19 protein-coding genes and 6 tRNA genes are annotated in these 25970 nt (G+C 36.4%); 22 read left to right on the top strand and 3 right to left on the bottom strand.

Going from position 1 to position 25970, the window contains the following annotated elements; translation table 11 throughout:
- The first annotated feature begins 864 nt into the window (after positions 1-864).
- The 18 genes from HF876_RS13685 (at position 865) to glmS (ending at position 14089) form a co-directional block, all read left to right on the top strand.
- Positions 865-939 (top strand) — tRNA-Asn (locus tag HF876_RS13685).
- 7 nt (positions 940-946) lie between these two features.
- A tRNA-Thr gene (locus HF876_RS13680) sits at positions 947-1019 on the top strand.
- 108 nt (positions 1020-1127) lie between these two features.
- Positions 1128-1203: transfer RNA gene (locus HF876_RS13675), tRNA-Val, on the top strand.
- A 27-nt stretch (positions 1204-1230) separates the two neighbouring features.
- Positions 1231-1314, top strand: a tRNA-Tyr gene (locus HF876_RS13670).
- A gap of 5 nt (positions 1315-1319) precedes the next feature.
- Positions 1320-1394 (top strand) — tRNA-Gln (locus tag HF876_RS13665).
- Between the two features lie 18 nt (positions 1395-1412).
- Positions 1413-1485: transfer RNA gene (locus tag HF876_RS13660), tRNA-Ala, on the top strand.
- A gap of 131 nt (positions 1486-1616) precedes the next feature.
- Positions 1617-2195 carry a GNAT family N-acetyltransferase gene (locus HF876_RS13655; RefSeq protein WP_169360616.1) on the top strand — a complete coding sequence of 193 codons (579 nt, stop codon included), beginning with the start codon at positions 1617-1619 and terminating at the stop codon, positions 2193-2195.
- A 70-nt stretch (positions 2196-2265) separates the two neighbouring features.
- Complete coding sequence (gene rocF / locus HF876_RS13650; protein WP_169360615.1) at positions 2266-3168, top strand: arginase; 903 nt, start codon at positions 2266-2268, stop codon at positions 3166-3168.
- A gap of 174 nt (positions 3169-3342) precedes the next feature.
- On the top strand, positions 3343-3915 hold the full coding sequence (gene sigW, locus HF876_RS13645) for an RNA polymerase sigma factor SigW (protein ID WP_169360614.1): 573 nt from the start codon (positions 3343-3345) through the stop codon (positions 3913-3915).
- Positions 3916-3929: 14 nt separating this feature from the next.
- On the top strand, positions 3930-4577 hold the full coding sequence (locus HF876_RS13640; protein ID WP_169360621.1) for a zf-HC2 domain-containing protein: 648 nt from the start codon (positions 3930-3932) through the stop codon (positions 4575-4577).
- 172 nt (positions 4578-4749) lie between these two features.
- Entirely contained in the window at positions 4750-5586 is an 837-nt protein-coding gene (gene cdaA / locus HF876_RS13635; RefSeq protein WP_169360613.1) for a diadenylate cyclase CdaA, read from the top strand.
- Positions 5579-6862 carry a CdaR family protein gene (locus HF876_RS13630; RefSeq protein ID WP_169360612.1) on the top strand — a complete coding sequence of 428 codons (1284 nt, stop codon included), beginning with the start codon at positions 5579-5581 and terminating at the stop codon, positions 6860-6862. The genes cdaA and HF876_RS13630 overlap by 8 nt, the downstream gene beginning before the upstream one ends.
- 35 nt (positions 6863-6897) lie before the next feature.
- Positions 6898-8250 (top strand): phosphoglucosamine mutase, encoded by a 1353-nt coding sequence (gene glmM, locus HF876_RS13625; protein ID WP_169360611.1) that lies wholly within the window; start codon positions 6898-6900, stop codon positions 8248-8250.
- 157 nt (positions 8251-8407) lie between these two features.
- Positions 8408-8920: a type 1 glutamine amidotransferase domain-containing protein gene (locus HF876_RS13620; protein ID WP_169360610.1), complete on the top strand. Its 513-nt coding sequence runs from the start codon at positions 8408-8410 to the stop codon at positions 8918-8920.
- A 147-nt stretch (positions 8921-9067) separates the two neighbouring features.
- Positions 9068-10672 (top strand): gamma-glutamyltransferase family protein, encoded by a 1605-nt coding sequence (locus HF876_RS13615; protein WP_169360609.1) that lies wholly within the window; start codon positions 9068-9070, stop codon positions 10670-10672.
- The gene (locus HF876_RS13610; RefSeq protein WP_169360608.1) at positions 10666-11262 is read left to right on the top strand and encodes a chromate transporter; all 597 of its coding nucleotides are present in this window, start codon (positions 10666-10668) and stop codon (positions 11260-11262) included. Before HF876_RS13615 ends, HF876_RS13610 begins: the two co-directional genes overlap by 7 nt.
- Positions 11259-11786, top strand: coding sequence for a chromate transporter (locus HF876_RS13605; protein WP_169360607.1), 528 nt, complete (start codon positions 11259-11261; stop codon positions 11784-11786). Before HF876_RS13610 ends, HF876_RS13605 begins: the two co-directional genes overlap by 4 nt.
- Positions 11787-12286: 500 nt before the next feature.
- A complete protein-coding gene (gene glmS, locus HF876_RS13600) occupies positions 12287-14089 on the top strand; it encodes a glutamine--fructose-6-phosphate transaminase (isomerizing) (RefSeq protein ID WP_169360606.1) in 1803 nt (600 codons plus the stop codon).
- A 719-nt stretch (positions 14090-14808) separates the two neighbouring features.
- Here glmS and HF876_RS13595 read toward each other — a convergent pair.
- The 3 genes from HF876_RS13595 to HF876_RS13585 form a co-directional block, all read right to left on the bottom strand.
- Positions 14809-15051 (bottom strand): hypothetical protein, encoded by a 243-nt coding sequence (locus HF876_RS13595; protein WP_169360605.1) that lies wholly within the window; start codon positions 15049-15051, stop codon positions 14809-14811.
- 150 nt (positions 15052-15201) lie between these two features.
- A complete protein-coding gene (locus HF876_RS13590; protein WP_169360604.1) occupies positions 15202-16896 on the bottom strand; it encodes an ATP-dependent helicase in 1695 nt (564 codons plus the stop codon).
- Positions 16875-18944: an ATP-dependent nuclease gene (locus HF876_RS13585; protein ID WP_169360603.1), complete on the bottom strand. Its 2070-nt coding sequence runs from the start codon at positions 18942-18944 to the stop codon at positions 16875-16877. The genes HF876_RS13590 and HF876_RS13585 overlap by 22 nt, the downstream gene beginning before the upstream one ends.
- Before the next feature lie 402 nt (positions 18945-19346).
- On the opposite strand from HF876_RS13585, the gene HF876_RS13580 reads away from it, so the two are divergent.
- The 4 genes from HF876_RS13580 to HF876_RS13565 are packed head-to-tail and all read left to right on the top strand — an operon-like array spanning position 19347 to position 25964.
- On the top strand, positions 19347-20156 hold the full coding sequence (locus HF876_RS13580) for a TnsA endonuclease N-terminal domain-containing protein (RefSeq protein ID WP_169360602.1): 810 nt from the start codon (positions 19347-19349) through the stop codon (positions 20154-20156).
- Between the two features lie 25 nt (positions 20157-20181).
- Positions 20182-22347, top strand: coding sequence for a Mu transposase C-terminal domain-containing protein (locus HF876_RS13575; RefSeq protein WP_169360601.1), 2166 nt, complete (start codon positions 20182-20184; stop codon positions 22345-22347).
- On the top strand, positions 22337-24055 hold the full coding sequence (locus HF876_RS13570; protein WP_169360620.1) for an ATP-binding protein: 1719 nt from the start codon (positions 22337-22339) through the stop codon (positions 24053-24055). The genes HF876_RS13575 and HF876_RS13570 overlap by 11 nt, the downstream gene beginning before the upstream one ends.
- A 1-nt stretch (position 24056) precedes the next feature.
- A complete protein-coding gene (locus tag HF876_RS13565) occupies positions 24057-25964 on the top strand; it encodes a TnsD family Tn7-like transposition protein (protein ID WP_169360600.1) in 1908 nt (635 codons plus the stop codon).
- Positions 25965-25970 lie beyond the last annotated feature (6 nt).

Here is a 25970-nt window from a genome sequence, read left to right as displayed (position 1 = left end):
GCCCACCTGGTTTCGCAGCCGCCGATGGTAGTTGGAGGGTCGCCCCTGCAAGAGTAGGACGTCGCTGGGCACCAAAGAAAGTCGTTACCGAGTAATCGGTGGCGGCTTTTTTGTTTTGTCCTGTATCAAAAAAAAGCCGAAGGCACTCTCTCCATAAAGAAATGAGCGAGAAGCCGGAGGGGCAAAGAGTTCGAGGAACTGAACGACTGTGGCTGGTGTTTTTTTGTTTAGAAGGCAATCTCTCCCCAGAAATTACAAAAATACTTAAGCATGTTATGAATAGGGCAAGGAAAGAGTTACGAGTAATAATTACGTGAGCCTGATCAAAAAGGCGTTTAAACTCTGTGACAGCTGTGATTCCTGCTCGTACCATTCGTCTACTTTAAAAGCACTCTCCTAGCAATAATTAAATCTTTTAATGAGCGTTGAATTTTATATAGAATGCACTACCTATAAAATACTAACATTAATTACTCTATTGATTGGAGAGGCAGACGGCGACTCCCCCCGCGGAAAGCTTACGTCTAGAGCGAAAACCAACTCTACTTTAAACATAAAAAAGCAATATTAAATTTCACTGTTCTCTATTAATAGCTTAAATTTTTGGCTATAATTAAGAATTAAAAAATAGATTAAAAAAACTCTAAATAAAAAATTCTTCTATGCATATTTCTAAATAAAAATGGACAATATAATATGGTGAAGCATCTTCTATGAAATAAAATATAGAGAATATCATTCAAAAAGATGGTAACTTCTATATGTTGGAACCTTGAATATTTCATTGGAAAAATACCTAAATTAAGCTTGAAATTTAAAGTATACTTGTTATAATTATATTTGTACTTTAAATAATAAGAACGTTCCGAAGTAGCTCAGTGGTAGAGCAATCGGCTGTTAACCGATTGGTCGTAGGTTCGAGTCCTACCTTCGGAGCCATTTTTATGCTTCCATAGCTCAGTAGGTAGAGTGCTTCCATGGTAAGGAAGAGGTCACCGGTTCAAATCCGGTTGGAAGCTTTTCTATTTTACATAAAAGTAGGGAATGTACATAAAAAAGTGCTTGTTTTGAAGTAATACTTATGCTAAACTATTAATTGTCCGGTTTTTAAAGAGGATTACTGTTTTGGAGGATTAGCTCAGCTGGGAGAGCATCTGCCTTACAAGCAGAGGGTCGGCGGTTCGAGCCCGTCATCCTCCACCATAAAGTTTAAAGTTTTTATAATAGCCTGGAGGGGTAGCGAAGTGGCTAAACGCGGCGGACTGTAAATCCGCTCCTTAGGGTTCGGCGGTTCGAATCCGTCCCCCTCCACCAGTTTTTGGGGTATAGCCAAGCGGTAAGGCAACGGATTTTGATTCCGTCATGCCCTGGTTCGAATCCAGGTACCCCAGCCATTTTCTATTATCTATTATGGGGCCTTAGCTCAGCTGGGAGAGCGCCTGCCTTGCACGCAGGAGGTCAGCGGTTCGATCCCGCTAGGCTCCATTTTAATTCTAATGTGTGTATACTGTACTCTTTTCATTCAATTGAAAAGAGTTTTTTTGTATTTAGATATATAACAAAATAACTTCTACATTCCGATATAAATAGAAAAAGAGAAGAGGTTGTGAGAGGAAATGGAAAGCTTAATCCTAGGGGATGTTACGTTAAGATTGTTAACGAAAAGCGATATACCGTTACTGTGGGAGCTGTATGAGCCTAGCGTATTTGAATATATGTTACATAGGGTAGAAAGTGAAGAACAGCTAGGAGATTGGCTGCAGGCAGGAATTGATCAAATGCAAGGTCAACAAACCGCAATTGTTTATGTAGTGGAACATACAGATACCAAGAAAATAATGGGTACGACTAGGATTTACGGGATAGATCAAGTTAACCGTGCTTGTGAAATTGGCTCTACTTTTTACGGGAAAGCTTTTCAGAGAACTCATGTAAATACGACCTGTAAGTTCTTGATGCTCCAGCATTGCTTTGAGGCGTTGGGGATGATTCGTGTGCAGTTTAAAACCGACGAGTTAAACTTACCGTCACAGCGAGCTATTGAAAGAATTGGGGGCATCAAGGAAGGTGTGTTAAGGAACGAACGTGTGAGATCCAACGGGACCGTCAGAAACGCGGTTTTATATTCGATTGTAAATGACGAATGGACAGAAACAAAAAATCATCTTCAATTATTATTGAATAAATATACATGAAAATGCTAAGTTGAGCCAACTGCCTTTAAGGAATTACAATAAGTGTATGAACTAAAGGGGGTATAAAATAATGAATAAATTAAATCTAACAATTATAGGGGTTCCCATGGATCTTGGCCAAAATAGACGTGGGGTAGATATGGGACCAAGTGCAATTCGTTATGCTGGAGTAGTGGAACGCTTGACTGACCTTGGTCATACGGTGAAGGATGAAGGGGATATTTTAATCAGTCAGACTAGAAAAAAAGAATCATCTACTACCTTAAGAAATTTAGAGCAGGTGATTGAAGCTAATACAGCTCTTGCCAATAAAGTGCATGCGGTTGTAGAGGCAGGTGATTTCCCACTTGTCCTAGGTGGAGATCATAGTATAGCTATCGGTACATTAGCAGGTCTTTCTGATCATTATGAAAATCTAGGGGTTATCTGGTACGATGCTCATGCAGACTTAAACACTGCTGAAACTTCTCCATCGGGAAATATTCATGGTATGCCATTAGCCGTAAGCATAGGCTTAGGTCACAAGGATTTAGTGAACATACGTGAATTTGCACCGAAGATTAAACCCGAGAATATAGTTATAATTGGCGCCCGCTCTGTAGACCCGGGAGAGAGAGAACTGATTAGAGAAAAAGGTATTAAAGTTTTCTCCATGCATGAAATAGATAAGCTAGGAATGACCGAGGTTATGAATCAAACGATAACTTACTTCCTGGAACGTAAAGTGGACGGTGTGCATTTGTCTCTTGACTTAGATGGATTAGATCCGCTATATACACCTGGAGTGGGAACGCCGGTACCAGGAGGTATAAGCTATCGTGAAAGTCATTTAGCTATGGAAATGCTTTATTCCTCTCATTTAATTTCATCTGCTGAATTTGTAGAAGTAAATCCTATTCTCGATGAGAAAAATAAGACAGCTGATACTGCAGTAGCACTTATGGGCTCATTATTTGGAGAAAGCTTAATATAATAGTTTTATTAGTATTTTAGGAAAAGCAGGCTAATTGTCAGCTTTTTCTTTTTTTTAACAACACAACACAGGAAATATTTGATAAAATTAAAATAATATAAAAAAATGAAACCTGTTGAATCCTTCTTACGTATAGGTAGAGACAGCCGCATAGAGCGGAGGGGAAATCACACGATGGATGCGATAGTTAACAAAAGAATAAAACAAGTACTTAAAGGAGATAAAGACGCATTCGCGGAGATTGTCGACCTTTACCAAAATAGGCTTTTCCAAGTTTGTTATAGAATGCTTGGCAATCGTCACGAAGCTGAAGATATAGCACAAGAGGCATTTGTCCGGGCCTATATAAATATTCATACATTCGATCAAAAGAGAAAATTTTCTACGTGGCTGTATCGTATTGCTACCAATTTATGTATTGATCGTATACGTAAAAAAAAGCCTGATTATTATTTAGATGCAGAAGTAAAAGGTACGGAAGGTCTCGACATGTATTCTCAAATAGCTGCCTCTGACGAACTTCCTGAGGAAGAGTTGATGAAACTTGAGCTACAAGATAGAATTCAATATGAGATCAGCCGTCTTCCAGATAAGTATCGATCTGCTATAGTGCTTAAATACATGGAGGAACTATCATTACAGGAAATAAGTGAAATTTTAGATCTCCCATTAGGCACAGTAAAAACAAGAATACATCGAGGTCGGGAAGCACTTAGAAAACAATTAAGTAAACAACCGAATCTTTAATAGGAGGAATCATGATGAGTGCGTGTCCAGAACGAATTGTTCACTATATGCATGAATATCTAGATGGTGAAATTAGTCGTGAACACGAGCTGGAGCTCAAGTCACACTTGCAGTCGTGCCAAGAGTGTCGCAATCATATGCATGAGTTAAGCGATGTAGTAGCCTTTGTAAAAGGAGCAGCTCATGTAGAGGCACCAAATGATTTTACTTTATCAGTTATGTCTAGACTTCCAAAAGAAAAATCACATACAGGTGTAAGCAGATGGTTTAGACAGCATCCTGTTCTTACGGCAGCAGCTATGTTTATGCTTTTAATGAGTAGTGCCCTTTTCTCCAATTATAATAACGACCAACAGTTTTCATTCACAAAGCAAGAGAATGTTATTGTCGAGGGAGAAACAGTTATAATCCCTGAGGGACAAGTCGTTAAAGGAGATTTGATAGTTAAGAATGGTGATGTGCGTGTTGATGGAGAATTGGACGGCAATTTAACAGTGATTAATGGGTCCATTATCGACGGTTCTAAATATATGGCTTCCACAGCCAATGTTACAGGTAAAAGTGAGGAAATTAACAAAGCATTTGACTGGTTATGGTATACCATAAAAGATACTGCTAATGAAATTACCTCCTTCTTTAAAAGCGATAAGACTGAAGAATAAAAATAGAAATAAATACCCCGAGAAACACATATATTATCCTATCTTTTTAAAAAAGGAGTCTATCCAGGAACCTGGATAGACTTTTTGCGTTAGTATTAGAACGAGAAATCTATACTTCAAATATGTTATACTTACTTTATATGGATTTGCGAGAAAAAGTGGGGGATGCCCAATGTCGTTTATGGAACAATTTACAGACTTGATGCCAGTGAACGTAATCGTCAATATATTAGACGTTTTGTTCGTATGGTTCGTTATATATAAATTAATTACTCTTATTAAAGGTACAAAAGCAGTTCAATTATTAAAAGGTATCTTTGTCATCGTTATTGCAAAAGTAGTAACTGATTTTCTAGGTTTAGATACACTTGGCTGGATGTTAAATCAAGTTATCACATATGGTTTCTTAGCAATTATTATCATTTTCCAACCTGAGATCAGAAGAGCACTTGAACAAATAGGTAGGGGGAAATTGTTTTCTAGAAGCTCTCTACAAGAGGAAGAAGAGCAGACTCGTCTAATAGAAGCAATGACCAAGTCTGTTAGCTATATGGCAAAGCGTCGAATTGGTGCTTTAATTTCCATCGAACGAGAGACTGGATTGACAGAATATATTGAGACGGGAATACCTTTAAATGCCCACTTAACTTCTGAGTTAATGATTAATATTTTTATTCCAAATACGCCACTACATGATGGGGCGGTTATTGTTCAAAAAAATAAGATTGTTTCTGCTGGCTGTTACTTACCACTTTCTGAAAGTCCTTTTATCTCGAAGGAGCTTGGAACAAGGCATAGAGCTGCAATAGGGCTTAGTGAGGTCACAGATGCTATTACAATTGTAGTTTCAGAGGAAACAGGAGCAGTAAGCCTTACTTCTAACGGAGACCTACATCGAAATCTTTCAATGGATGAATTTAAAAATCATTTAACAAGACTTTGGTTTGGTCCAACTGAGGAGCAAGTGACACCTTCTAAGTGGCGATGGAGGGGGAAACAAAATGGATAAAATGATGAATAATCCGTGGCTTTTGCGAATTATTACACTTACCTTTGCCATATTGCTGTTTGTTTCCGTGAAATCGGATTTGGAATCTGATCATCAGAACTCTAGCAACAATGCAATTGACGTATTAAGGGATGTTCCAGTAGAAGTCTATTATGATGATGAAAATTTAGTCGTCACTGGAGTTCCAGATACGGTAGATGTAAATATACAAGGCCCTGCAAACTTTGTGACTTCGGCAAAGATTATGAAGGACTACAAGCTGTTTGTAGATTTAAGAGAACTTCCAATGGGCGAACATAGAGTTGCTATATCACAGGAAAATTTCTCAGAAAAATTAAAGGTCCGAACAGACCCCGTATATGTGAATGTAGTAATTGAAGAAAAAATCACCCAGGAATTCCGGGTAGATCTTGACATGAATGAAAGCCTGTTAGCAGAGAACTATGTCATGACTTCTTCTGTAGAACCTCGAACAGTAAACGTAACAGGAGCAAAAAGTGTTATACAATCTATAGGCTATGTAAAAGCAACCATTTCGAGCGAAAAAGGCATAGATAAGTCCTTTGAGCAAGAAGCTAGCGTTAGAGTGCTTGATTTGGATCTTAATAAGCTTGATGTCTCTGTTGAGCCGAGAACTGTAAATGTTAAAGTGACAGTTGAAGAATACAGTAAAGAAGTACCTATCTCGCTTTCGAAAAAAGGAACTCCAAAGGAAGGTTTAACTATTAATGCACTATCAACAGCGACTCAGAAGGTGCGGGTATATGGTCCTAGGTCAGTTGTTGATAAAATTGATAGGTTGAATGTCGATGTAGATGTGAGTAAAATTGAAGACACTGGGTCAATCAGTGTTAAAATGGTTGTGCCTGAGGGAGTGACCAAATTATCTCAAGAAAAAATTGATATAAAAGCAGATGTTACAAGCGTAGCACCCCCTTCCAACGGTACGGATGAAGCCGAGAAGGAAGATGAGGACACAGCTGTAGCTGATGAGATAACAGAGAAGTCCTTTACAGAAATGAGGATAGCTGTAAAAGGATTACCAGAGCAGCTAGCGAGTAGCTTCGAAACACCTACTGATGGAATAATTTCTGTTGTGGCCAAGGGAACACCGGATGCCTTGAAAGATATTCAGTCAGGGGACATTTCTATCTACGTAGATGCCCAAAACATAGAAGTTGGTGAAAGAATTCTTCCTATTCAAATTGATGGTCCTTCTAATGTAGAATGGCAAACATCTGAATCCGAAGCAAAATTAATGATAAAAGACGCATAAAAGCAGGATAACAGGTAATTAAGGAGAGAAGATTAATGGGAAAATATTTTGGTACAGACGGAGTAAGAGGTGTAGCAAACGAGGAATTAACACCGGAATTAGCATTTAAATTAGGTCGCTTTGGTGGATATATTTTAACAAAAGATACTAAAGAGCGAGCAAAGGTACTCATTGGACGGGATACACGTATTTCTGGACATATGCTAGAGGGCGCGCTTGTTGCTGGTCTTTTATCTGTCGGAGTGGAAGTAATGCGATTAGGTGTTATTAGTACACCGGGAGTAGCTTATCTTACACGTGTAATGAGCGCAGATGCTGGTGTAATGATTTCTGCTTCCCATAACCCCGTGGAAGATAACGGTATCAAATTCTTTGGTTCAGATGGGTTTAAGCTTACGGATGAGCAAGAAGAACAAATTGAGCAGTTGCTTGATGCAGAGAAGGATGAATTGCCAAGACCCACAGGTGGTGGTGTCGGATCCGTATCCGATTACTTCGAAGGCGGTCAAAAATACATTCAATATCTTAAGCAATCAATTGATGAAGACTTCGTAGGCATTCATGTAGCCTTAGACTGTGCGAATGGTGCAACATCTTCCTTAGGTACTCATGTATTTGCTGACTTAGATGCCGACCTTTCGACAATGGGAGTTTCGCCTAACGGCTTGAATATAAACGATGGTGTAGGGTCTACACATCCAGAAGGCTTAGCTAAGTTTGTTCTTGAAAAGGGAGCAAATGTTGGATTAGCATTTGATGGTGATGGAGATAGAATTATCGCAGTAGATGAAAAAGGGAACATCGTTGATGGCGACCAAATCATGTATATCTGTGCAAAATATCTTAATTCCCTAGGACGATTAAACAACAAGACAGTTGTTTCTACTGTTATGAGTAACATGGGCTTCTATAAAGCACTTGAGACGAATGATATGACAAGTGTAAAAACTTCTGTTGGAGATCGTTATGTTGTAGAAGAGATGAAGAAGAATGGTTACAACCTAGGTGGAGAACAATCTGGTCATATTATCTTCCTAGATTACAATACTACAGGTGATGGTTTGTTAACCGGCTTACAGCTTGTAAACATTATGAAGGTAACAGGGAAGAAACTTTCTGAGCTAGCAGCTGAAATGAAAGTCTTTCCTCAAAAGCTAGTAAATGTACGCGTGACTGATAAGCATGCTGTTACTGAGAATGATAAAGTAGCTGCAATCATTAGTGAAGTGGAGACAGAAATGGCTGGTAACGGACGCGTGTTAGTTCGTCCTTCAGGAACAGAACCATTAGTTCGCGTAATGGTAGAGGCTTCTACCGTAGAAGACTGTGAGAAATATGTAAATCGTATAGTTGAAGTAGTAAAAGCAGAAATGGGATTAGTAGACTAAAGATATAATGTAACCCTGACCGTAGAAATACGGTCAGGGTTTTTTATAGTAAAAAGGGAACCTTAAAAAGCTCTTCTTTCTATTTTTCATGAAAAATGTTTAATCTAGCTAGTATAGTGGAATTATAAGAGAGAACAAACAATTGAGGAGTGAGGAAATGGCTAAAGTAGCAACATTAATCACAAATATGTTTGAGGACTCGGAATATGCGAAACCGGCACAAGCTTTAAACGAAGCTGGACACGAGGTATTCGCTATTGAACAAGAGGCTGGGAAACAAGTAACCGGTAAAAATGGTGAAGTAAATGTAACGATTGACTATGGTATTGACGATGTGAAGCCAGAAGAATTTGATGCATTATTCATTCCTGGTGGATTTTCTCCCGATATTTTAAGAGCAGATGATCGTTTCGTACAATTTGCTAAATACTTTATGGATGCTAAAAAACCCGTATTTGCAATCTGTCATGGACCTCAGCTTTTAATTACTGCAAAAACACTGAATGGTCGAGATGCAACTGGATATAAATCTATTCAAGTAGATTTAGAAAATGCAGGCGTTAAGTTCCATGACGAAGAGGTTTTCGTTTGTCAAAAACAATTAGTTACTAGTCGTACACCAGATGACATTCCAGCGTTCAACCGTGAAATCGTTAAACTGTTGGCTTAAATAATGGATTAAGCTAGAAGTAAGAGATACCATATACTGGTATCTCTTTTTTTCTGACATTTACGTAATTAATCCTTTACATTATATTAAGCTAGTGTTATTTTTATTTTCAGAATAATTTAATAATGATTACATAGGGGGAACGTAATGGATTACTTATATCACCCATTTCCAGGTAAGAGAAATACCGTTTTTGCTAAAAAAGGTATGGTTGCAACGTCACAACCTTTAGCGGCACAGGCTGGTTTAGATATATTAAAAAAAGGTGGGAATGCCATTGATGCAGCTATTGCTACTGCTGCTGCATTAACTGTGGTGGAGCCAACCTCCAATGGAATCGGTGGAGATGCTTTTGCTTTAGTCTGGACAAAAGGAAAGCTTCATGGGTTGAATGCATCAGGTCCTGCACCACAATCTATTTCGGCTGAAAAGCTACGAGCACAAGGCCTAGAGAAGATGCCTGTGCATGGAGTAGTACCAATAACGGTGCCAGGAGTCCCTGCTGCATGGGCAGCCTTATCAGAAAGGTTTGGCAAATTACCGTTAAAAGAAGTACTAGAGCCTGCAATTCAATATGCGGAGGAGGGTTATCCTCTGTCCCCAATTTTAGGGAAGTATTGGAAGGTAGCATACAAAAAGTTTAAAGCGAGCTTTACGACAGAGGAATTCAACGCATGGTTTGAAACATTTGCTCCAGATGGTCGCCCTCCAGAAATAGGAGAGGTGTGGAAGTCTCCAGGCCATGCAAGCACGCTTCGTGCTATAGGAGAAACAAATGCAAAAGCTTTTTATGAAGGAGATCTTGCTGAACAAATAGATGGATTTATGAGAAAGCATGGGGGATATCTGTCTAAAAGTGACCTACAATCCTATCAGCCTCAGTGGGTAGACCCAATTTCTGTGAACTACCGTGGCTATGATGTTTGGGAGATTCCTCCAAACGGTCAGGGTATGGTCGCTTTGATGGCCCTTAATGTATTTAATAAGCTAGATAAGCCCGAGTGGCAAAGTGTTCATACGCTACATCAACAAATTGAATCGATGAAGCTAGCCTTTACGGATGGCCAGGCATTTATAACGGAGCCTGATGAAATGCCAGTAAGTGTCGAGCATTTATTGTCCGAGGAATATGCAGAAAAGCGTAAAGCGGTAATCCAAGACGAAGCTACAGATCCCGAACCTTATGAATTACCAAAAGGGGGAACTGTCTATTTGGCAACTGCTGATGAGGAAGGAAATATGGTTTCTTTTATACAAAGTAACTATATGGGCTTCGGTTCTGGTGTTGTCATTCCAGGCACAGGTATTGCATTGCAAAACAGAGGACATGATTTCTCTCTAGATGAATCACATCCTAATGTATTAAAGCCAGGAAAGAAAACTTACCATACGATTATTCCAGGCTTCTTAACGAAAGACGGAGAAGCCGTAGGGCCGTTCGGTGTGATGGGAGGCTACATGCAGCCCCAGGGACATTTCCAGGTTGTAACAAACACGGTAGATTATTTGTTAAATCCTCAAGCAACACTTGATATGCCACGCTGGCAATGGATTAAAGGTAAAACAGTACATGTTGAACCAGAACTCCCTAATTATTTGGTGCAAAGCTTAGTAAGAAAAGGACATGATATTCAAGTAGCTACGGATGGCGGTAGCTTTGGACGTGGGCAAATCATTTGGAGAAACCCAGAAACGGGAGTCCTCCAGGGTGGAACAGAATCGAGAACGGATGGAGCTATTGCAGCGTGGTAGAAAAACCGTCTTTGAAGGGTGGCTCTGTACGTCCTAAGCCAGTACTTCAAAGAGATATAACTCTAGCATTTTTCCGAATAGGGATGCTAGGGTTTGGCGGGGGACCTTCGTCAATACCTCTATTTCACCGGGAAGTCGTTAAAAAGTATGAATGGATGGATGAGGAGGAATTCGGTGATACCTTAGCATTGGCTAATACGATGCCTGGTCCGATAGCAACCAAGATGGCTGGTTACATTGGTTATCGAGTAGCTGGCTTTCGGGGTTGTGTTAATGCTCTCCTTGCTTCTGTCATTCCTACCGTGGTGCTAATGATTCTCTTGCTAGGCTTTCTTCAGTCTTTCAAGGATTCCCCAAGAGTGCAGGGCATGACTGCTGCAGTTATTCCTGTCGTTGCAGTTATGCTAGCATTAATGACTTGGGACTTTATCAAAAAATCTGGAGAAACCCTTGGATGGTGGAAGGCTTGTTTAATAATAGCCGGTGCTGCGTTTCTAATGGAACTTTTACATATACACCCTGCAATTATCATCCTAGTGTGTATGGCTATTGCCTTTTTTCCTCTATTGAAAAGGAGGGGGCGGAAATGATTTATTGGCAGTTGTTTCTAGCATTTTTTATCCCGGGTATATTGGGATATGGGGGAGGACCCGCCTCCATTCCGTTGGTGGAGCACGAGGTAGTAGAGAACTATGAGTGGATGACTACTCAGGAATTCAGCGAAGTAGTAGCACTTGGAAACTCCTTGCCTGGACCTATTGCCACAAAAATGGCAGGCTATATTGGATATACTGAGGGCGGGATTTTAGGAGCAGCTATTGCTCTCTTTGCGACAGTTGCTCCCTCCTTGATCCTTATGATTAGTATGATGGCTATTCTATTAAAATATAAAGAGGCACCGGAAGTTAAAAACCTTACAAAGCTCATAAGACCAGTAATAGCAGTATTGTTAGGTGTGATGACTCTTCAGTTTGGGAAGGATTCATTAGACGGAGTTGGTGTAGTGTCAACGCTTATTCTAATAGTAGGAAGCTATTTGCTGTTAGAGAAGGTAAAGCTGCATCCTGCGTTTGTTATTATCCTAGCACTTGTTTACGGAGCAGTTTTAGTATGAGTAAAAGAGACCATGAGTGATAGGTCTCTTTCTCTATTTATAGGTTTCTCAGTACTTTAGGCCTTGTCGTTTCGATTGACTCACATATACTGAGAAGATATAATGATGGAGTTGCATTATATTAAAATATTTTGTAATCGCGTAGAAAGGTAGGATAGGTAACGCGTTAAAGAAGGAAAACAATTAAAGCGCCTGAGCTGAAGAAATTGGACGAAACAAATTTTCAGCAGACGAGGTGGAGGTTATCGAAATTTCGGCGGATGCCTCCCGACCGTATTTGCCCGGTTGTAATTCTTTTTCAGAAACCATTCAAGTGATTGAATGACCAAGGGGAAAAGAAGGCATTCTTAGCTTAATAGGCATGTGTATTTAAAAAATGTTTAGGATATGCGCAGTAGTGGTATCGCATAGATTATGTGCGTTTCCAGCCGGCGTTGTATTGCTAAGGCTTTTTTTAGTATGCTTATTTTGACATGAATGATAACGGAGGAATATATATTATGTGTGGAATTGTAGGATATATCGGTGAAAATGATGCAAAAGAAATTTTATTAAAAGGCTTAGAAAAATTAGAGTACCGCGGTTATGATTCAGCGGGGATTGCAGTTTTAAATGAAGATGGAGTAATGGTTTTTAAGGAAAAGGGACGTATCGCAGATTTGCGCGAAGCTGTAGACGGTGATGTAAGTGCTAACCTAGGAATTGGTCATACTCGATGGGCGACTCACGGAGTTCCAAACCAAGAAAACGCTCATCCTCATCAAAGTACAACGAAACGTTTTACGCTTGTGCATAATGGCGTAATCGAAAACTATCATTTATTGAAAAAGGCTTATTTGGCTGATGTTCAAATGGCTTCTGATACAGATACAGAGGTAATTGTACAGTTAATCGAACGCTTCTCAAAAGATGGTCTATCAACTGTTGATGCATTAAGAAAAACGTTGCATTTGATTCATGGTTCTTATGCAATTGCTTTAATTGATAATGAAGATGAAAGCACGATCTATGTTGCAAAAAACAAATCCCCATTACTAGTTGGTGTGGGAGAAGGATTTAACGTGGTTGCATCTGATGCAATGGCAATGCTACAAGTAACAGAGCAGTACGTGGAGCTTCATGACCAAGAAATCGTAATCGTGCGCAAGGAATCAGTAGAAATCCAAACGCTTGATGGCAAAAAAGTAGAGCGTGCTCCTTATAAAGCAGAGCTAGATATGAGTGACATTGAAAAAGGAACATATCCTCACTATATGTTAAAAGAAATCGATGAACAGCCGACTGTTCTTCGCAAAATTATCCAAGCCTATCAAAACGAGCAAGGCGAGCTTACAATCGACTCTGCTATTTTGGAGGCACTAAAAGATGCGGATCGTCTATATATCATTGCAGCGGGAACTAGCTACCACGCTGGTTTGATCGGTAAAGAATATTTCGAGAAAATTGCTGGTATCCCAGTAGAGGTTCATATCTCAAGTGAATTTGGTTATAATATGCCACTTCTATCGGAAAAGCCTTTATTCATCTTCATCACACAATCTGGTGAAACGGCAGATAGTCGCCAAGTATTAGTGAAAATCAAAGAAAAAGGGTATCCAACACTAACTGTAACTAACGTACCTGGATCCACACTTTCTCGTGAAGCGGATCATACGTTATTATTGCATGCTGGTCCTGAAATTGCTGTAGCTTCTACAAAAGCTTATGTTGCTCAGGTAGCAGTGCTAATGGTCACGGCATCTGTATTTGCAAAATCCCAAGGGAAAGAGCTAGACTTTGATGTCGTACAAGAGCTTGGCATTGTTGCAAATGCGGTTCAAGCAATCGTAGATACTAAAGAAGAGCTTGAAGAGATTGCAACAGAATACCTTTCTACTACTAGAAACGCTTTCTTCATCGGAAGAAACGTGGATTATTATATTAGCTTAGAGGGCGCTCTTAAGCTTAAAGAGATTTCTTACATCCAAGCAGAAGGCTTTGCTGGAGGAGAACTTAAGCATGGCACGATTGCACTCATTGAAGATGGCACACCTGTGATTGCATTAGCAACACAGCAGGCAGTAAGCTTAAACGTTCGTGGAAACGTGAAAGAGGTAGTTGCTCGTGGAGCAAATCCTTGTATTATAGCGATGGAAGGCTTCGAGGAAGAGGAAGATCGTTATGTTCTTCCAAAAGTACATGAATTATTCGCTCCGCTAGTAGCAGTTATCCCACTACAGCTGATTAGCTACTATGCAGCACTTCACAGAGACTGTGACGTAGATAAACCTAGAAATCTAGCTAAATCCGTTACGGTTGAGTAAAATAATTTTGTTTACATGTAATTTATGTGATGTCCAGTTACATCATAGTTGGTAACTTTACAACATAGTTGGTAACCTTACAACATAGTTAGTAACTTTACAACATAGTTGGTAACTCAAGCAGATAGATACTACTATTTCAAAATAATATATTAAAGCATGAAAATGGTTAGAAATCTATATAACAAAATTATTGTTAAAGACAGCCTGTGGATGCTACAAAACCACAGGCTGTCTTTATTTTCCATTTCAGTGTTAGTATTAAATAAAGTTTGATATTTTAAATCAAGACGGGTTACTTTGTTTATTTGCTTTTTTTAGGGTTAAAAGGATATCTTTAATCAAACTTTATTTTAAAGTTACAACAGAAAAGTGTTATTCTTTCATGGTGTGATATTCATCGCCAATTTCAAACAAACCGAACACTTCAAGCGTGATTTTGGATGATGTTGCATGAAGGATGTAATTACGAGTAGAACGAATTCATAAGACCTTAAACTTCTGTTAGAGGTACTTGTGTTTTTGGGGGACCTGGTGAAAACCCGCTACAATTCTCTTTCACAAAGGACTCAAAAAAATCTAGTTCCTTTTTCTTTTAATAAAATATCTCAAATATAGTAGAACCAGATTAAAAATTGGGTAGTATACCTAATCAATATTGCATGTAAAGGATTTAAAAGTTAATGATATAATCGTACTTAAAGAGAAAAAAATAAATATCAGGAGTTATTGTATGAAGTTTGATTGGGGAGTTTAAACTTACTTCTTAATCCTCCATTGTATTCCAGCCATTTTTCTTTTTCTCGCTCTACTGCTCGGTTTTGCCATTCAAACCACACATATTCACACTCGCTACAATGACTTTCTACACCGTTATTATTACTTACATCTCTCCGAGTAAATATGCTCTTTTTACGACAACTGTAGCAATAGATTACTTTATCATCATCTTTTTTTAACATAGATAATTTTCCCTCCTATTTACAATATTTATTGTCCATTAATAGACTCCTTATTCTTTAACCGAAATATTTTTATTTGTTTATGTTAATTATTAATAGCGTCGAGGCCACATCCACAAAAAAAAGGACCAAATTGAGTCCTTTTTTTGCTTATAAGTAAATGGGGTCTATATTTAGATGTGCTAACTCCTGAAGTACTTCACTAGAAATAACAGGAACATTAATAAATAGGTTCTTTTTTGCTCTACTTAATGCGACATAGTAAACGCGGTGATCTTCTTTACTCATATCAGGTGTAAGCAAAAATTCAAGGCTCTTTTCACTATTGGTCTCTGGAATCACAACAAGAACATTGTCAAATTCATCGCCCTTTGACTTGTGGATAGTCTTAAACACACTTATATCATCAGAAATTTTGACTTCTATTGCTGCTCTCTTATAAAGTAATTGTTCATAGTAGCCTTTCACCTTTCCACTCGAAATTTTTCCTTTAACTCCATAATGACCAAAAATGTAATTGTTATAAAAATCTTTAATATTTCCATCGCAAAAATTATTATATGCTTCTAAGAGTCTTTTCAGATTGCTAAATGCTTTCTTATCTGAAAATCCATCAATCTTTCTGTAAGCTTTTTTCATAAATTTGATGGCATCTTGTAACTTTAATTGCTTCCCGTATTCAATTGCATGGATAATATAATAAATCATCCATCCTCTAGAACTATCTCCAAAAATCAAATCGATTCCCTCCGTGTTATTACCCTTGAAATCATATTTAATAGCATTAGTTTCATTATTTCGGTAAGCCAATGTATAGAAACTGTTAATCCCAAGAGTTTGAGAAACATACTTATGTGCTGTAAATGAACTTCCAATTAGTAATACTGGAATCTCGCCAACCTTTTTGTCTGGACTACATTGATTAAAGTCTCTCTGGGATCGTATATGATTTAGTATTTTGATGATTTGTTCAGTAGAGCGATGATTGTTTTCTAAATAATGAAGGGACATACCATCAAGTTTAAATTGATCAAACAAATTATCATCAGTACCTTGAAATGAGAATATGGCCTGACAAGGATCTCCAATAACCCCGATTACCGTTTCTTTCTCCGCAATTAATTTAATGATTTCAGCTTGTAGAGGACTTGTGTCTTGAAACTCATCTAGTAGAATATAAGGGAATTTTGCTCTAATAACTTCTCTTATTTCATTTTTTTGAAGTAGAAGCAAATATGAAAAGTATAGAACATCATCATGACTCAAAAGTCCATTTTCCCAGCATAATTCTTTATAAACTAAGTATGAATTTTTCTTGATATTATAGCGTCCAACCTTGGATTGGTATACTTTGAGAAAATTCAGTTCTATTGTAGTTCCATTTAACATCCACATTAAATTTCCCAAAGAATGAGCTAGATCCTTATTGAGACTCTCATCAAAATGTTGTTTACTTCTAGTTTTGTATTCTTGAAGTAAAGACCTTCCTAATTTAACTTCTTCGTGCCCGTCTAAATGTTCAACAGGAAAAGGACAATCATCTAACATCCACAAATACGGTTTTAAAACATGTTTGTAAAGAAAGCTATGTATAGTGCTTACCTCAACATCTTCAGCTGTATCTTTCAGACGACTTTTTAAGGTTTCTACACCGATATTAGTGTAAGTAATACAAGCAACTTTTTTAACTTTCGATAGCTTTTTTGATTGATTTAAAATCCAGTGAATATGACGAGTTAGAAACGTGGTTTTTCCTGCACCTGGACCTGCATAAAGCTTGAAGTGATTGTCAATTGGTATATTTCCATTACTATCGTTTAGCTTTACTGCTTTTGACAAATCCATGTTATCGCCTCTTTAATGTAGTCTGGGGGACTAATTTTTTCTTTATTACTTGTAGCAACAACATAAGCTAATTCCTGTGCTACTTGGCCCTTTTTTATAGAATTTAAATATCGTCCGGCTATTATTTTAGCTTTTATTTTTTCCGCTTTTTTAGGTTCATTAAATATTTCACCACTAACATATTCTCTAACTTCCTTTCCATAATTATTTTCGCTTAATATATCTGTAATATCTTGAATCGACTTCCCATCCTTTAAAGCGCTCATTAATCGTTTTATTTCTTCTATATTAGAGACTGATTCTGTTAGTAGGCTTTCAGTAGTAATATTTTTCAATAATAGGTCATATTCAAATGTAGAACTTTCCTTTTCTTTTTGGCTAAATACTTTAATTAAATCTTGTTTATTATTTTTTCTTTTATCAATCAAAGTATTCGAATATGATTTATATTCATAGTTATTTGGAGCAACGTCAATAAACAATGGTGAACAAGCAACCCAAGAAGCACCCTTTTTTCTTTCTTTTCGGACGGGATCTAGGTCTGTAATACATGCAACCTTTTTCTTAATAGCATACTCGCTCTTTTCTTGATCAAACAATTTTAAAAAGTGATCAAAGTACCGACCACCAATATTAATGATTGAAGTATGAGTATCCACTAGATCAAAATCCAACTTTTTTGCAAACTCTGGAACTAACAACAACTCTGCTAAGCCCTCCACCAAAATTAAACTGTTTGCAAAGAACATATCTGCTTTTGTCACATCAATAAAACGTTTTACGTAATTTTTCGATTTTTGGTCTTCTGTACTTGCAGTAAATACTCTCCCTGGATAAGCGACATGAACATTTTCCTGCTCTTTTTGCAATACAATGATATCATCCAATTCAACAGCTGCAGTTATATTTGGTGAATGAGAGGTTATAAAAATTTGATTTACTTGAGAACTTTGGTTTTCTTTTAAGAACTTCAAAAACTTATATTGCATATTAGGATGTAAATGGGCTTCAGGCTCTTCAATAGCTAAAATTGAATAGACCTTTGCATTTGAGCCTAAGTAATCCCCTGACGCATCTTTCTGCATTTTTGCCAGCAGAAGAGAAATGTAAATCAAGTTATTATAGCCAAGACCATTATGTATAGCAGGAAGTTTAATACCCGTTTCACTTTCTATAATTAGTTTAAGAGCAGAATATAGTTCTGTATCTAATATCGTCCCATCAAAAGATGGCTTCATACCTCCAAATCCAGCTCCAGTATCTTCAACGTATTTAAGCATGTGAATGTTTCCTTCACTCATCCGAGCTTGCAATGAAGTAATCAAAAGTTGTGCATCAGTTGAAAAAGCTTTCTTCTTAGCTTTTATTTGTTTTATTTTTTCATCTTTGTTAAGTTTTTCATCAATCTTAATCTCGTAGTCCATAAAAAAGTCGATTACTTCTTTTAATAAGGTATTTCTTCCAGTGAAAAGATCACGTTCAACATCCCTAATGGCAGTTAAGAATTGAAAGTCAAATTTATTTATGTTTTCTGGATCAATTAGGTTTTTTTGTTCTGGATTTCCTACATAAATCTTTTGTGTGTATTTTCTCAAAAAAATGTTACGAATGACATTCCAGTATTCTTCAGTTTGATTTACATCTATGTCAGACATCGTTTTTACGTAAGAATCCACTTCCTTATCTGGTAGGTAGAACTCGTAAGTAATGCAAGCTTCATATGGACTCTCAATTTTAGTAAGCCAGGTTGATACAGTTACAAGGTCATCAGAGTATTCAGGTTCCTCTAGCGACTCAACTAATTTTGCTGAAATTATTATTTTTGGAGGAGCCTTTTTTAATTCTGTAGTTGTAATAGTTCTATTAAAATCATCAACAGATAAACGTTTGTTCTGTTGATTATCAAATAACAATTGCAATGCTTTAATAATTGTTGTCTTTCCAGCATTATTTTGACCTATTATCACATTAGTACCTTCGTGAAATTCAATTGTTGTTCTAGAATTAAATGTTCTAAAATTCTCGATACTTAATTCAGCGATATACATTTTCAATTCATCCTTTTCTTTAGACTTATAAGCTACATTAAAAATTTATAAAGAAGATAAACATAATAAAATAAGGATTTGTATTAATATTTTTATCCTTTCAACATAGAACTTTGCAAAAGGATTATTAAAGGTTTCCCACTCTTGGAGCAAACAAAGGATTTATCAAATGCTTTAAATAGGAATCCGTTATTTTGCCTTAAACTATATCTTTTAATTTAAAGTTCCTACTATTTTTAAAATAGTGTTTTAAAATAGTCTATTAAGGTTATTATACTACATATAAAATAAACATTTAGATTTTTCTGATAAGTAAAATTCAGAGTGAAAATTATTAAAACTATTATTGAGGTGCATAATGGAATACCGTTATGTGCCTTTTATTATATTGGGGGTTGTTAAATGAGTAATAGCAGTATTAGTAAGTCACATTTAAATCGTTTGAGTGATGGCAGGGGCCAGGGGAGAGGGAAAGACTATGTACCTTTTATACAAGCCAATGACAATAAGGTAGCTTCTGAGGGATGGTTGACAAGGACGCATGGATGGAAAACAAGGAGAATACATCATACTCTATCCAAACATGAATACCAATTTCTTCTTGTTCAAGAATGGGCAGACTGTGTTGTAGATATTAGAGAACAGTATCCGTTGACCCCAATAGAAATGACTATTGAAATTGCGGATAAATTAAATATTCGCCATCCACATTACAAAGGTGAGAAGGTAATTATGTCAACGGATTTTATGTTAAGTGTAGTAAACGAAGACGGGGAAATAACTGATGTAGCTAGAACTATAAAACCAGTGACTAAGCTTACAAAGAGAACATTAGAATTATTTGAAATAGAGAGACGATATTTCCTAGAGATGGGTATAAGTTGGAAAATGGTTTTTGATAAACCAAAACCAATAAATATGATTAAAAACATAGACTGGATGTATGATGCAAAATTTTTAGGTACACGGCCAGGTGTTGACTCAGAAGTTATAGATTTAGTTGCTGATCCTTTACTTAAAACCCTTTTCTCTTGTAGCCCAAAAGATTCTATAAGTAAAAATTGTTTGAAATGCGATATGAAACTTGGGTTGGAGGCTGGTACATCTTTATATATTGTTCAGCACATGTTGGTAAATAAGTTATGGAAAACAGATATGAATCTGCTTATAAGGGAAAATAGACCTCTAAGTTTGATTGTTGATAGACAGTAGTATTAAAAAAATGAGGTGAATTTGTATGCAATTATTTGAAAATACCATAATACAATTTGAAAATATTTCCGACCAAGAATTAGTGTTGGAAAGAATATTATGGATTTCTGAGGATCGTAGTAAAGTAGTTCTTATGAATATAATGAATAGGAAAAAAATGCAATTTCCCTATTTTCGCTCGTATCAAGATTTAATTCAACTAATTGAAGATGGAGTTGCAAGCACATATAATTTAGAGCCTGATATAAGGTTGATTAAAGCCAATCAGGAATATTCGAAGAGGCATATTGATAACAGAGATATTAAGTGGGAGATAATAAAGTCAATAGTTATGAAAGAACCAGAGATATACTATCCAGAATCTAGAGGTTTAATGGTTAGAGAGGTAATGAAAATTACAGGAAAACAAAGAAAAACTATTCATGAATGGATAAAAAAATACTGGTTTTATGGAAAATCAATTAATGGTCTATTAAATAATTACTTTGATTGTGGGGTAAATAAAAGACAATACTCTGATAAGAAAGCTGGTCCAAAAGCTGAAGATGGAAATGAGTATATTATCCGTGATGAAGACAAGGAAAATTTTCTATGGGCCATAAAAAAATTTCATATTGAACAAGGATTAACTATTACAGAAACCCATAAAAAACTTTTACAACATAGGTATAAAACGGGATTTTATCGAGAGTTTAACGAAATGGTCCCAATAGTAGAACCCGAGAAATGTCCAACATTAAGAATGTTTCGCTATTGGTATCAGAACAACTTTAACTCAAAGCAGAAATACAGTGCAAGGTATGGTGAGCGAAAAGCAGAGATGAATGCAAGAGCTTTTAAGGGTACACCAGAGGAAAATGTTCAAGGTCCAGGTGCTTATTATGAGATTGATTCGACTCCAGCAGATGTAATTCTTGTGTCGTTAGATAGAGAAACGGTAATAGGTAGGGCACATGTATATTTTGTCAAAGATGTTATGTCCAGAATGATTGTCGGTGTACACATTTGCATTACTCCATCTTGGGAAGAAGAAATGGTAGCTTTAGAAAATGCTTCTACTAATAAAGTAGAGTATTGTAAAAGGTTTGGAATAGAAATAACGGAAGAAGATTGGCCTTGCCTCCATTTGCCTAAATTTATTGTTGGAGACCGTGGAGAACATAAAAGTAGAAACTCAAATAATTTAGTGGATATTAATGTGAGAGTCGGAAACACACCTTCCTATCGTGGAGATTTTAAGCCATATATTGAACAACAATTTCGTAGATATAATGCAAGAATACGAGAATCCATACCCGTTAGTGCTGTTCGAAAGGAGCATCGAGAAAGAGGGGACAAGAACCCAGAGAACTACGCGGTCCATACAATCGAGGCTTTTTCGAAATTGACTATTTTATTTGTCCTTGAGTTTAACAAATCTGCTTTACCGGATGAATATCTAATGACGAGGGAAATGTTCGAGGAAAAAGTTGAATTGACTCCATTGGGAATATGGAACTGGGGATTAAAAAAGAATCTCCTCCACGAAATGCCACGAGATTTAATTAGATTAAAACTACTACCGAAAGGAGAAGGCATAGTAACAAGAAGCGGTATTACCTTTAAGAAAATGTCCTTTTCTTCGGATAGAGGTTTTGAGGAAAAGTGGTTTGAACAAGAGAGTATTTATGGACAAAAAAAGGTAGTTGTGAATTATGATCCTAGAAATTGTAGTAGTATTTTTATTAGCTTAAAGGATGGAACATTTGAACCGTGCTTCCTAACACCAAAATTCAATGACTATAGGGATTTACACTTCAATGATGTTAAGGTGTTGTTGAGTTATAAGAACAAACAGCTTAAACAGCTAAAAAAACAACGGGTAAATATAGAGGGTCCCCTAGATGCTGTTGCAGAAAGTTTATCTTTATCTGAGAAAGAGAAAACAAAAGAGGCACAAAGAGGTATGCCGAAATCTGGAAAGTTTAAGAATAAGCGACTTGCACGTAATTTAGACAAGAGGATGACTTCTAGTGAGGATGCATGGACTACAGTTAAGAGAGAGGAAGATATTAAACAGGTAAGTAATGAAGTCTCAAGTAATAGTGAAAATACAAATCGTCAATCCGAAATTACAAAAATGACAGAAATGCAGCTTTTCTTAATGTCTAAAAACAAGGAGAGACGAGAAAATCGTGGAAATGAAAAATGATCGTTTTATCTATTTAAAGGGCTATCAAGTAAGAGCAGAATATAAGGAACAAATTGTCCCTGAAAGTATAGGGAATCCTTTTATCGAGGCACTTCCTAATCGTTTATCACGAGAAGAACTCTATGATCTACTTTATTCAGTTCCAAGGTTCAATGGTAATATAGATGGCCTCGATGATGAGGATAGAATTGAATTGGTACAACAGATTAAGCCTAGTTTTTGGTTACCTCTTTCTTCTCATTTCAATAAATACCGGAACCTATATAGTATGATAAAAATCGGCTATCAATCAAGGAATCCGATGACTCCTCTATATCATAGGTATCTTTCTGTTGGATATGACAAAATATTAGAACATGGCACAGATGAGAAGGGGCTAAACCTCCTTGGACAAACCCAAACTGCTCAACAGTGCGCAGAAATTGGATTAAGTGGTATGGGAAAATCGAAGTCATACGACAAGCTTTTATCCTTGATTCCTCAAGTAATTCATCATACTAGCTACAAAAATAACCAATTAACTTGTAAACAAGTGGTTTGGTTAAAAATTGAATGTCCTAGTAATAAATCAATAGGTGCTCTATGTCGGAATTTTTATACAGCTGTTGATGACTTGTTGGGCACTACTTACTATGAGGATTTAGCTGAGAAGGATGGCAGAATTGAAGTATTAGCAAAGCGTATGGCAAAAGTTGCAGGTTTAATAAATTTGGGCATTTTAGTAATTGATGAAATCCAAAGAGTAAACCGTGCTCATTCAGGCGGAGATGAAAAAATGATTGATTTCATTACGGAACTTACTAATTCTATAGGTATTCCAATTGTCATTATAGGAACTTTTAAAGCTCTTTATATTTTTAAATCGAGCTTAGCCAATACCCGTAGGGGAGTATCTAATAGCTATGGAGAAAATATAACGGACAGAATGAAAGATGAATGGGAATGGGAACAGTTTATTGAGAGTTTATGGGATCTGCAATATACCAAAAGCTTCACTGAAATTACACCTGAAATTAAATCTGCCATGTATTATCATACGATTGGAATTCCTGATTTTGCGGTCAAACTATTTATGCATGTACAATCCCATGCAATTCTATATAGTGACACTGAAAAGATAGATGTTGAAATGATAGAAAGTGTTGCTAATAAAACTTTAAGACTGGTACAACCAATATTCGAACGTATTCGAAATGGAGAAGAAGTAAACGCTGATGAGTTCGATGATTTAAAACCTGACTGGATCTCGTTTAATAGTTATCTTATGGATATTCGTCACCGTATACAAATAGACGGTCAGATGTCGGAAGAGCATAAAAGAATTTTATTGCAAAGAAATAAGAGAATCTTAATTGAACAATTAACTAGCTTTGCGACAAGGATGGGTTGTACAGAAGAAGAAGCTAAAAAGTATGCAATAAGAGTTGAACGAGAAAACAATGGTTCACAGGATAATGAGCTGTTGTATGCTGAAATGGCAAAGTTAGTATTGGAAAACAACAGTATTGTAACGAGCGAAGAGGTTACTGGAAAATCAAGTAAAAGCAATAAGAGAAGGAAGAAAAACCTGGAAGAATACGATCACGATGATTTAAGGTTCGTGGTCTTTGAAGGTTTAAATACTAATAAAACCACTGATGAAGCACTTCGAGATGCTGGACTTGTTAGTTTATATGAGGAATTCGTTTTAGGGAAAGAGGAGACTTGATATGAGCAATATCATATCTTTCCCAACTACTTTTCCAGATGAAGATTTTAGGAGTATTTTATATAGATACCATTTACGTTCCCCACATAGATCTTATCTAAAAAATAGAAAAGAATTATTAGGAAAAGCATATTCTACTATGGTTATGTACCCTGAAAATTTAATTCATGTTATTAATGGGCTAGGAGTTTCTGAAGAATTTATAATAAATCTTATTGATAATCACACATTCTATCCTCTTTTTCGACCTTTTGTTAATAAAGACTTACATAATACTATAACCAATGTATTTTACAATTCTAGTGGCGGTTTAAGCATGAAAATTAAAACACTGGAAAACCAGTTTTTATCAAATAGTATTAGGTATTGCCCGACTTGCCTAAATGATGATTATGAAAGGTTCGGAGAAGTATATGCGCACAGAACACATCAATTTTCTTTTTTAACCGTTTGTCCTATTCACGAAACAAAACTCGTTTATAGTTGCTCTCACTGCGACATACCCTTTGCAAGCAGTAATGCTAATTTAATGTTAACCGAGCCCAAGTGTCCGAATGGCCATGAGATTAATGAAAATACTAAAGAATGGATGGACACCAATAAATATGAATTCCTAGATGATATTAAAGCACTTATGTCGTATAACACCTTAACATTAAACTATGTCTATCAACAACTAATGGTTCGCCTAGGAAACAGAGGATACATTCATTTTAAAGGAGATACTATTTTTAAGAAGGACCTTATTTCTGATATGGTTGATTACTATGGGAAAGAAGTTTTAATTGAGTTAGGATTGAATGTTAATGAACTTTTGAGAGTAATGCCTAGTTTATTCGCACCAGATGATTTGAGGAAGCATACAATATTTTACATTTTATTAATGCGTTTTCTTTCTGGGAATACAGAGAACTTCTTAAAACAGGATGAAACTTATTTCTTTCCATTACCATTCGGAAATGGTCCATGGGTATGTAATAATCGAATATGTCCCCAGTATAATCAAAGGGTAATAAATATATGTAGAAGAAAAGTTCATGAGTGGATTACTGGCTATTTTACTTGTAATTATTGTGGAATGACTTATTATAGAAAAGGTTTTCCCCATTTGGAAGATGAAACTCTATTTTCAATTGAAACAATGGGTGCATTATTTATTAATCAGGCAACAAAGTATATTAACAAAGGGTATACTATTACTCAAACTGCAGAGTTCCTTCGTTCAAATAGAACAACTGTTAGAAAGTATTTGAAGCTTTATAAGAAGGAAAATGAAAGTAATCTGTTAACAATAAACCAGAATAATGGACACAAAGAGATTTTGCAAGGAAAACTTGAGGTAGCGGTAACAGACAACAATTCAAAGTTAGAACTATGTAAAGAGACTGTTCTCGAAGCTATTAGTATTTTAGGTAAGCGAGCAAATAGACCTCAAATTAGAAAATACAATATTCATCGATACGATTGGGGAATGAAGCATGATCGTACTTGGATGGAACTTCATTTGCCACCAAAAAGAAAATTACCTAAAATGCTGAATTTAGAATCTTTAGATGATGAAATGTATCAACTAGTTTCAGCAGCTGTAGATAGATTGTGGGAAAATCCACCTGAAACGAAGATTACCAAAACTTCAATATTTAAAACAATACCAAGTTTTGTGCAGAACCGTTGTTATAGATTTAGTGAGTATCTTCCAAGGACAATACATTTAATAGAGCGTAGCTTAGAAACAGACGATCAATATTTAATTCGTATTTTCCCGAAAGTAGTTAAGTGGTTTAAAGAATCCAGGTATAAAAATTTATCGTTAAAATTGATTCAAAATAGATTTAAAATGTATAAAAAGAGTTCACTTACGGTTATACAATGGTTAGAGGATCAAATCGATCAAATTAACTCGTCGTAAGGAGCA

Origin of the sequence: Psychrobacillus sp. BL-248-WT-3 (assembly GCF_012843435.1) — a bacterium.
GTDB lineage: Bacteria > Bacillota > Bacilli > Bacillales_A > Planococcaceae > Psychrobacillus.
The sequence above is the reverse complement of the archived record's forward strand: the minus strand, read 5'-3'. Positions and strand labels throughout refer to the sequence as shown.

What these genes read in the sequence shown, in the direction of transcription:
- rocF (WP_169360615.1), top strand. Translation starts at nt 2,266, where the DNA reads ATGAATAAATTAAATCTAACAATTATAGGGGTTCCCATGGATCTTGGC.
- glmS (WP_169360606.1), top strand. Translation starts at nt 12,287, where the DNA reads ATGTGTGGAATTGTAGGATATATCGGTGAAAATGATGCAAAAGAAATT.
- HF876_RS13570 (WP_169360620.1), top strand. Translation starts at nt 22,337, where the DNA reads ATGAAAAATGATCGTTTTATCTATTTAAAGGGCTATCAAGTAAGAGCA.
- HF876_RS13595 (WP_169360605.1), bottom strand. Translation starts at nt 15,051, where the DNA reads ATGTTAAAAAAAGATGATGATAAAGTAATCTATTGCTACAGTTGTCGT.
- HF876_RS13605 (WP_169360607.1), top strand. Translation starts at nt 11,259, where the DNA reads ATGATTTATTGGCAGTTGTTTCTAGCATTTTTTATCCCGGGTATATTG.
- HF876_RS13585 (WP_169360603.1), bottom strand. Translation starts at nt 18,944, where the DNA reads ATGTATATCGCTGAATTAAGTATCGAGAATTTTAGAACATTTAATTCT.
- sigW (WP_169360614.1), top strand. Translation starts at nt 3,343, where the DNA reads ATGGATGCGATAGTTAACAAAAGAATAAAACAAGTACTTAAAGGAGAT.
- HF876_RS13655 (WP_169360616.1), top strand. Translation starts at nt 1,617, where the DNA reads ATGGAAAGCTTAATCCTAGGGGATGTTACGTTAAGATTGTTAACGAAA.
- HF876_RS13575 (WP_169360601.1), top strand. Translation starts at nt 20,182, where the DNA reads ATGCAATTATTTGAAAATACCATAATACAATTTGAAAATATTTCCGAC.
- HF876_RS13580 (WP_169360602.1), top strand. Translation starts at nt 19,347, where the DNA reads ATGAGTAATAGCAGTATTAGTAAGTCACATTTAAATCGTTTGAGTGAT.
- HF876_RS13630 (WP_169360612.1), top strand. Translation starts at nt 5,579, where the DNA reads ATGGATAAAATGATGAATAATCCGTGGCTTTTGCGAATTATTACACTT.
- cdaA (WP_169360613.1), top strand. Translation starts at nt 4,750, where the DNA reads ATGTCGTTTATGGAACAATTTACAGACTTGATGCCAGTGAACGTAATC.
- HF876_RS13590 (WP_169360604.1), bottom strand. Translation starts at nt 16,896, where the DNA reads ATGGATTTGTCAAAAGCAGTAAAGCTAAACGATAGTAATGGAAATATA.
- glmM (WP_169360611.1), top strand. Translation starts at nt 6,898, where the DNA reads ATGGGAAAATATTTTGGTACAGACGGAGTAAGAGGTGTAGCAAACGAG.
- HF876_RS13615 (WP_169360609.1), top strand. Translation starts at nt 9,068, where the DNA reads ATGGATTACTTATATCACCCATTTCCAGGTAAGAGAAATACCGTTTTT.
- HF876_RS13565 (WP_169360600.1), top strand. Translation starts at nt 24,057, where the DNA reads ATGAGCAATATCATATCTTTCCCAACTACTTTTCCAGATGAAGATTTT.
- HF876_RS13620 (WP_169360610.1), top strand. Translation starts at nt 8,408, where the DNA reads ATGGCTAAAGTAGCAACATTAATCACAAATATGTTTGAGGACTCGGAA.
- HF876_RS13640 (WP_169360621.1), top strand. Translation starts at nt 3,930, where the DNA reads ATGAGTGCGTGTCCAGAACGAATTGTTCACTATATGCATGAATATCTA.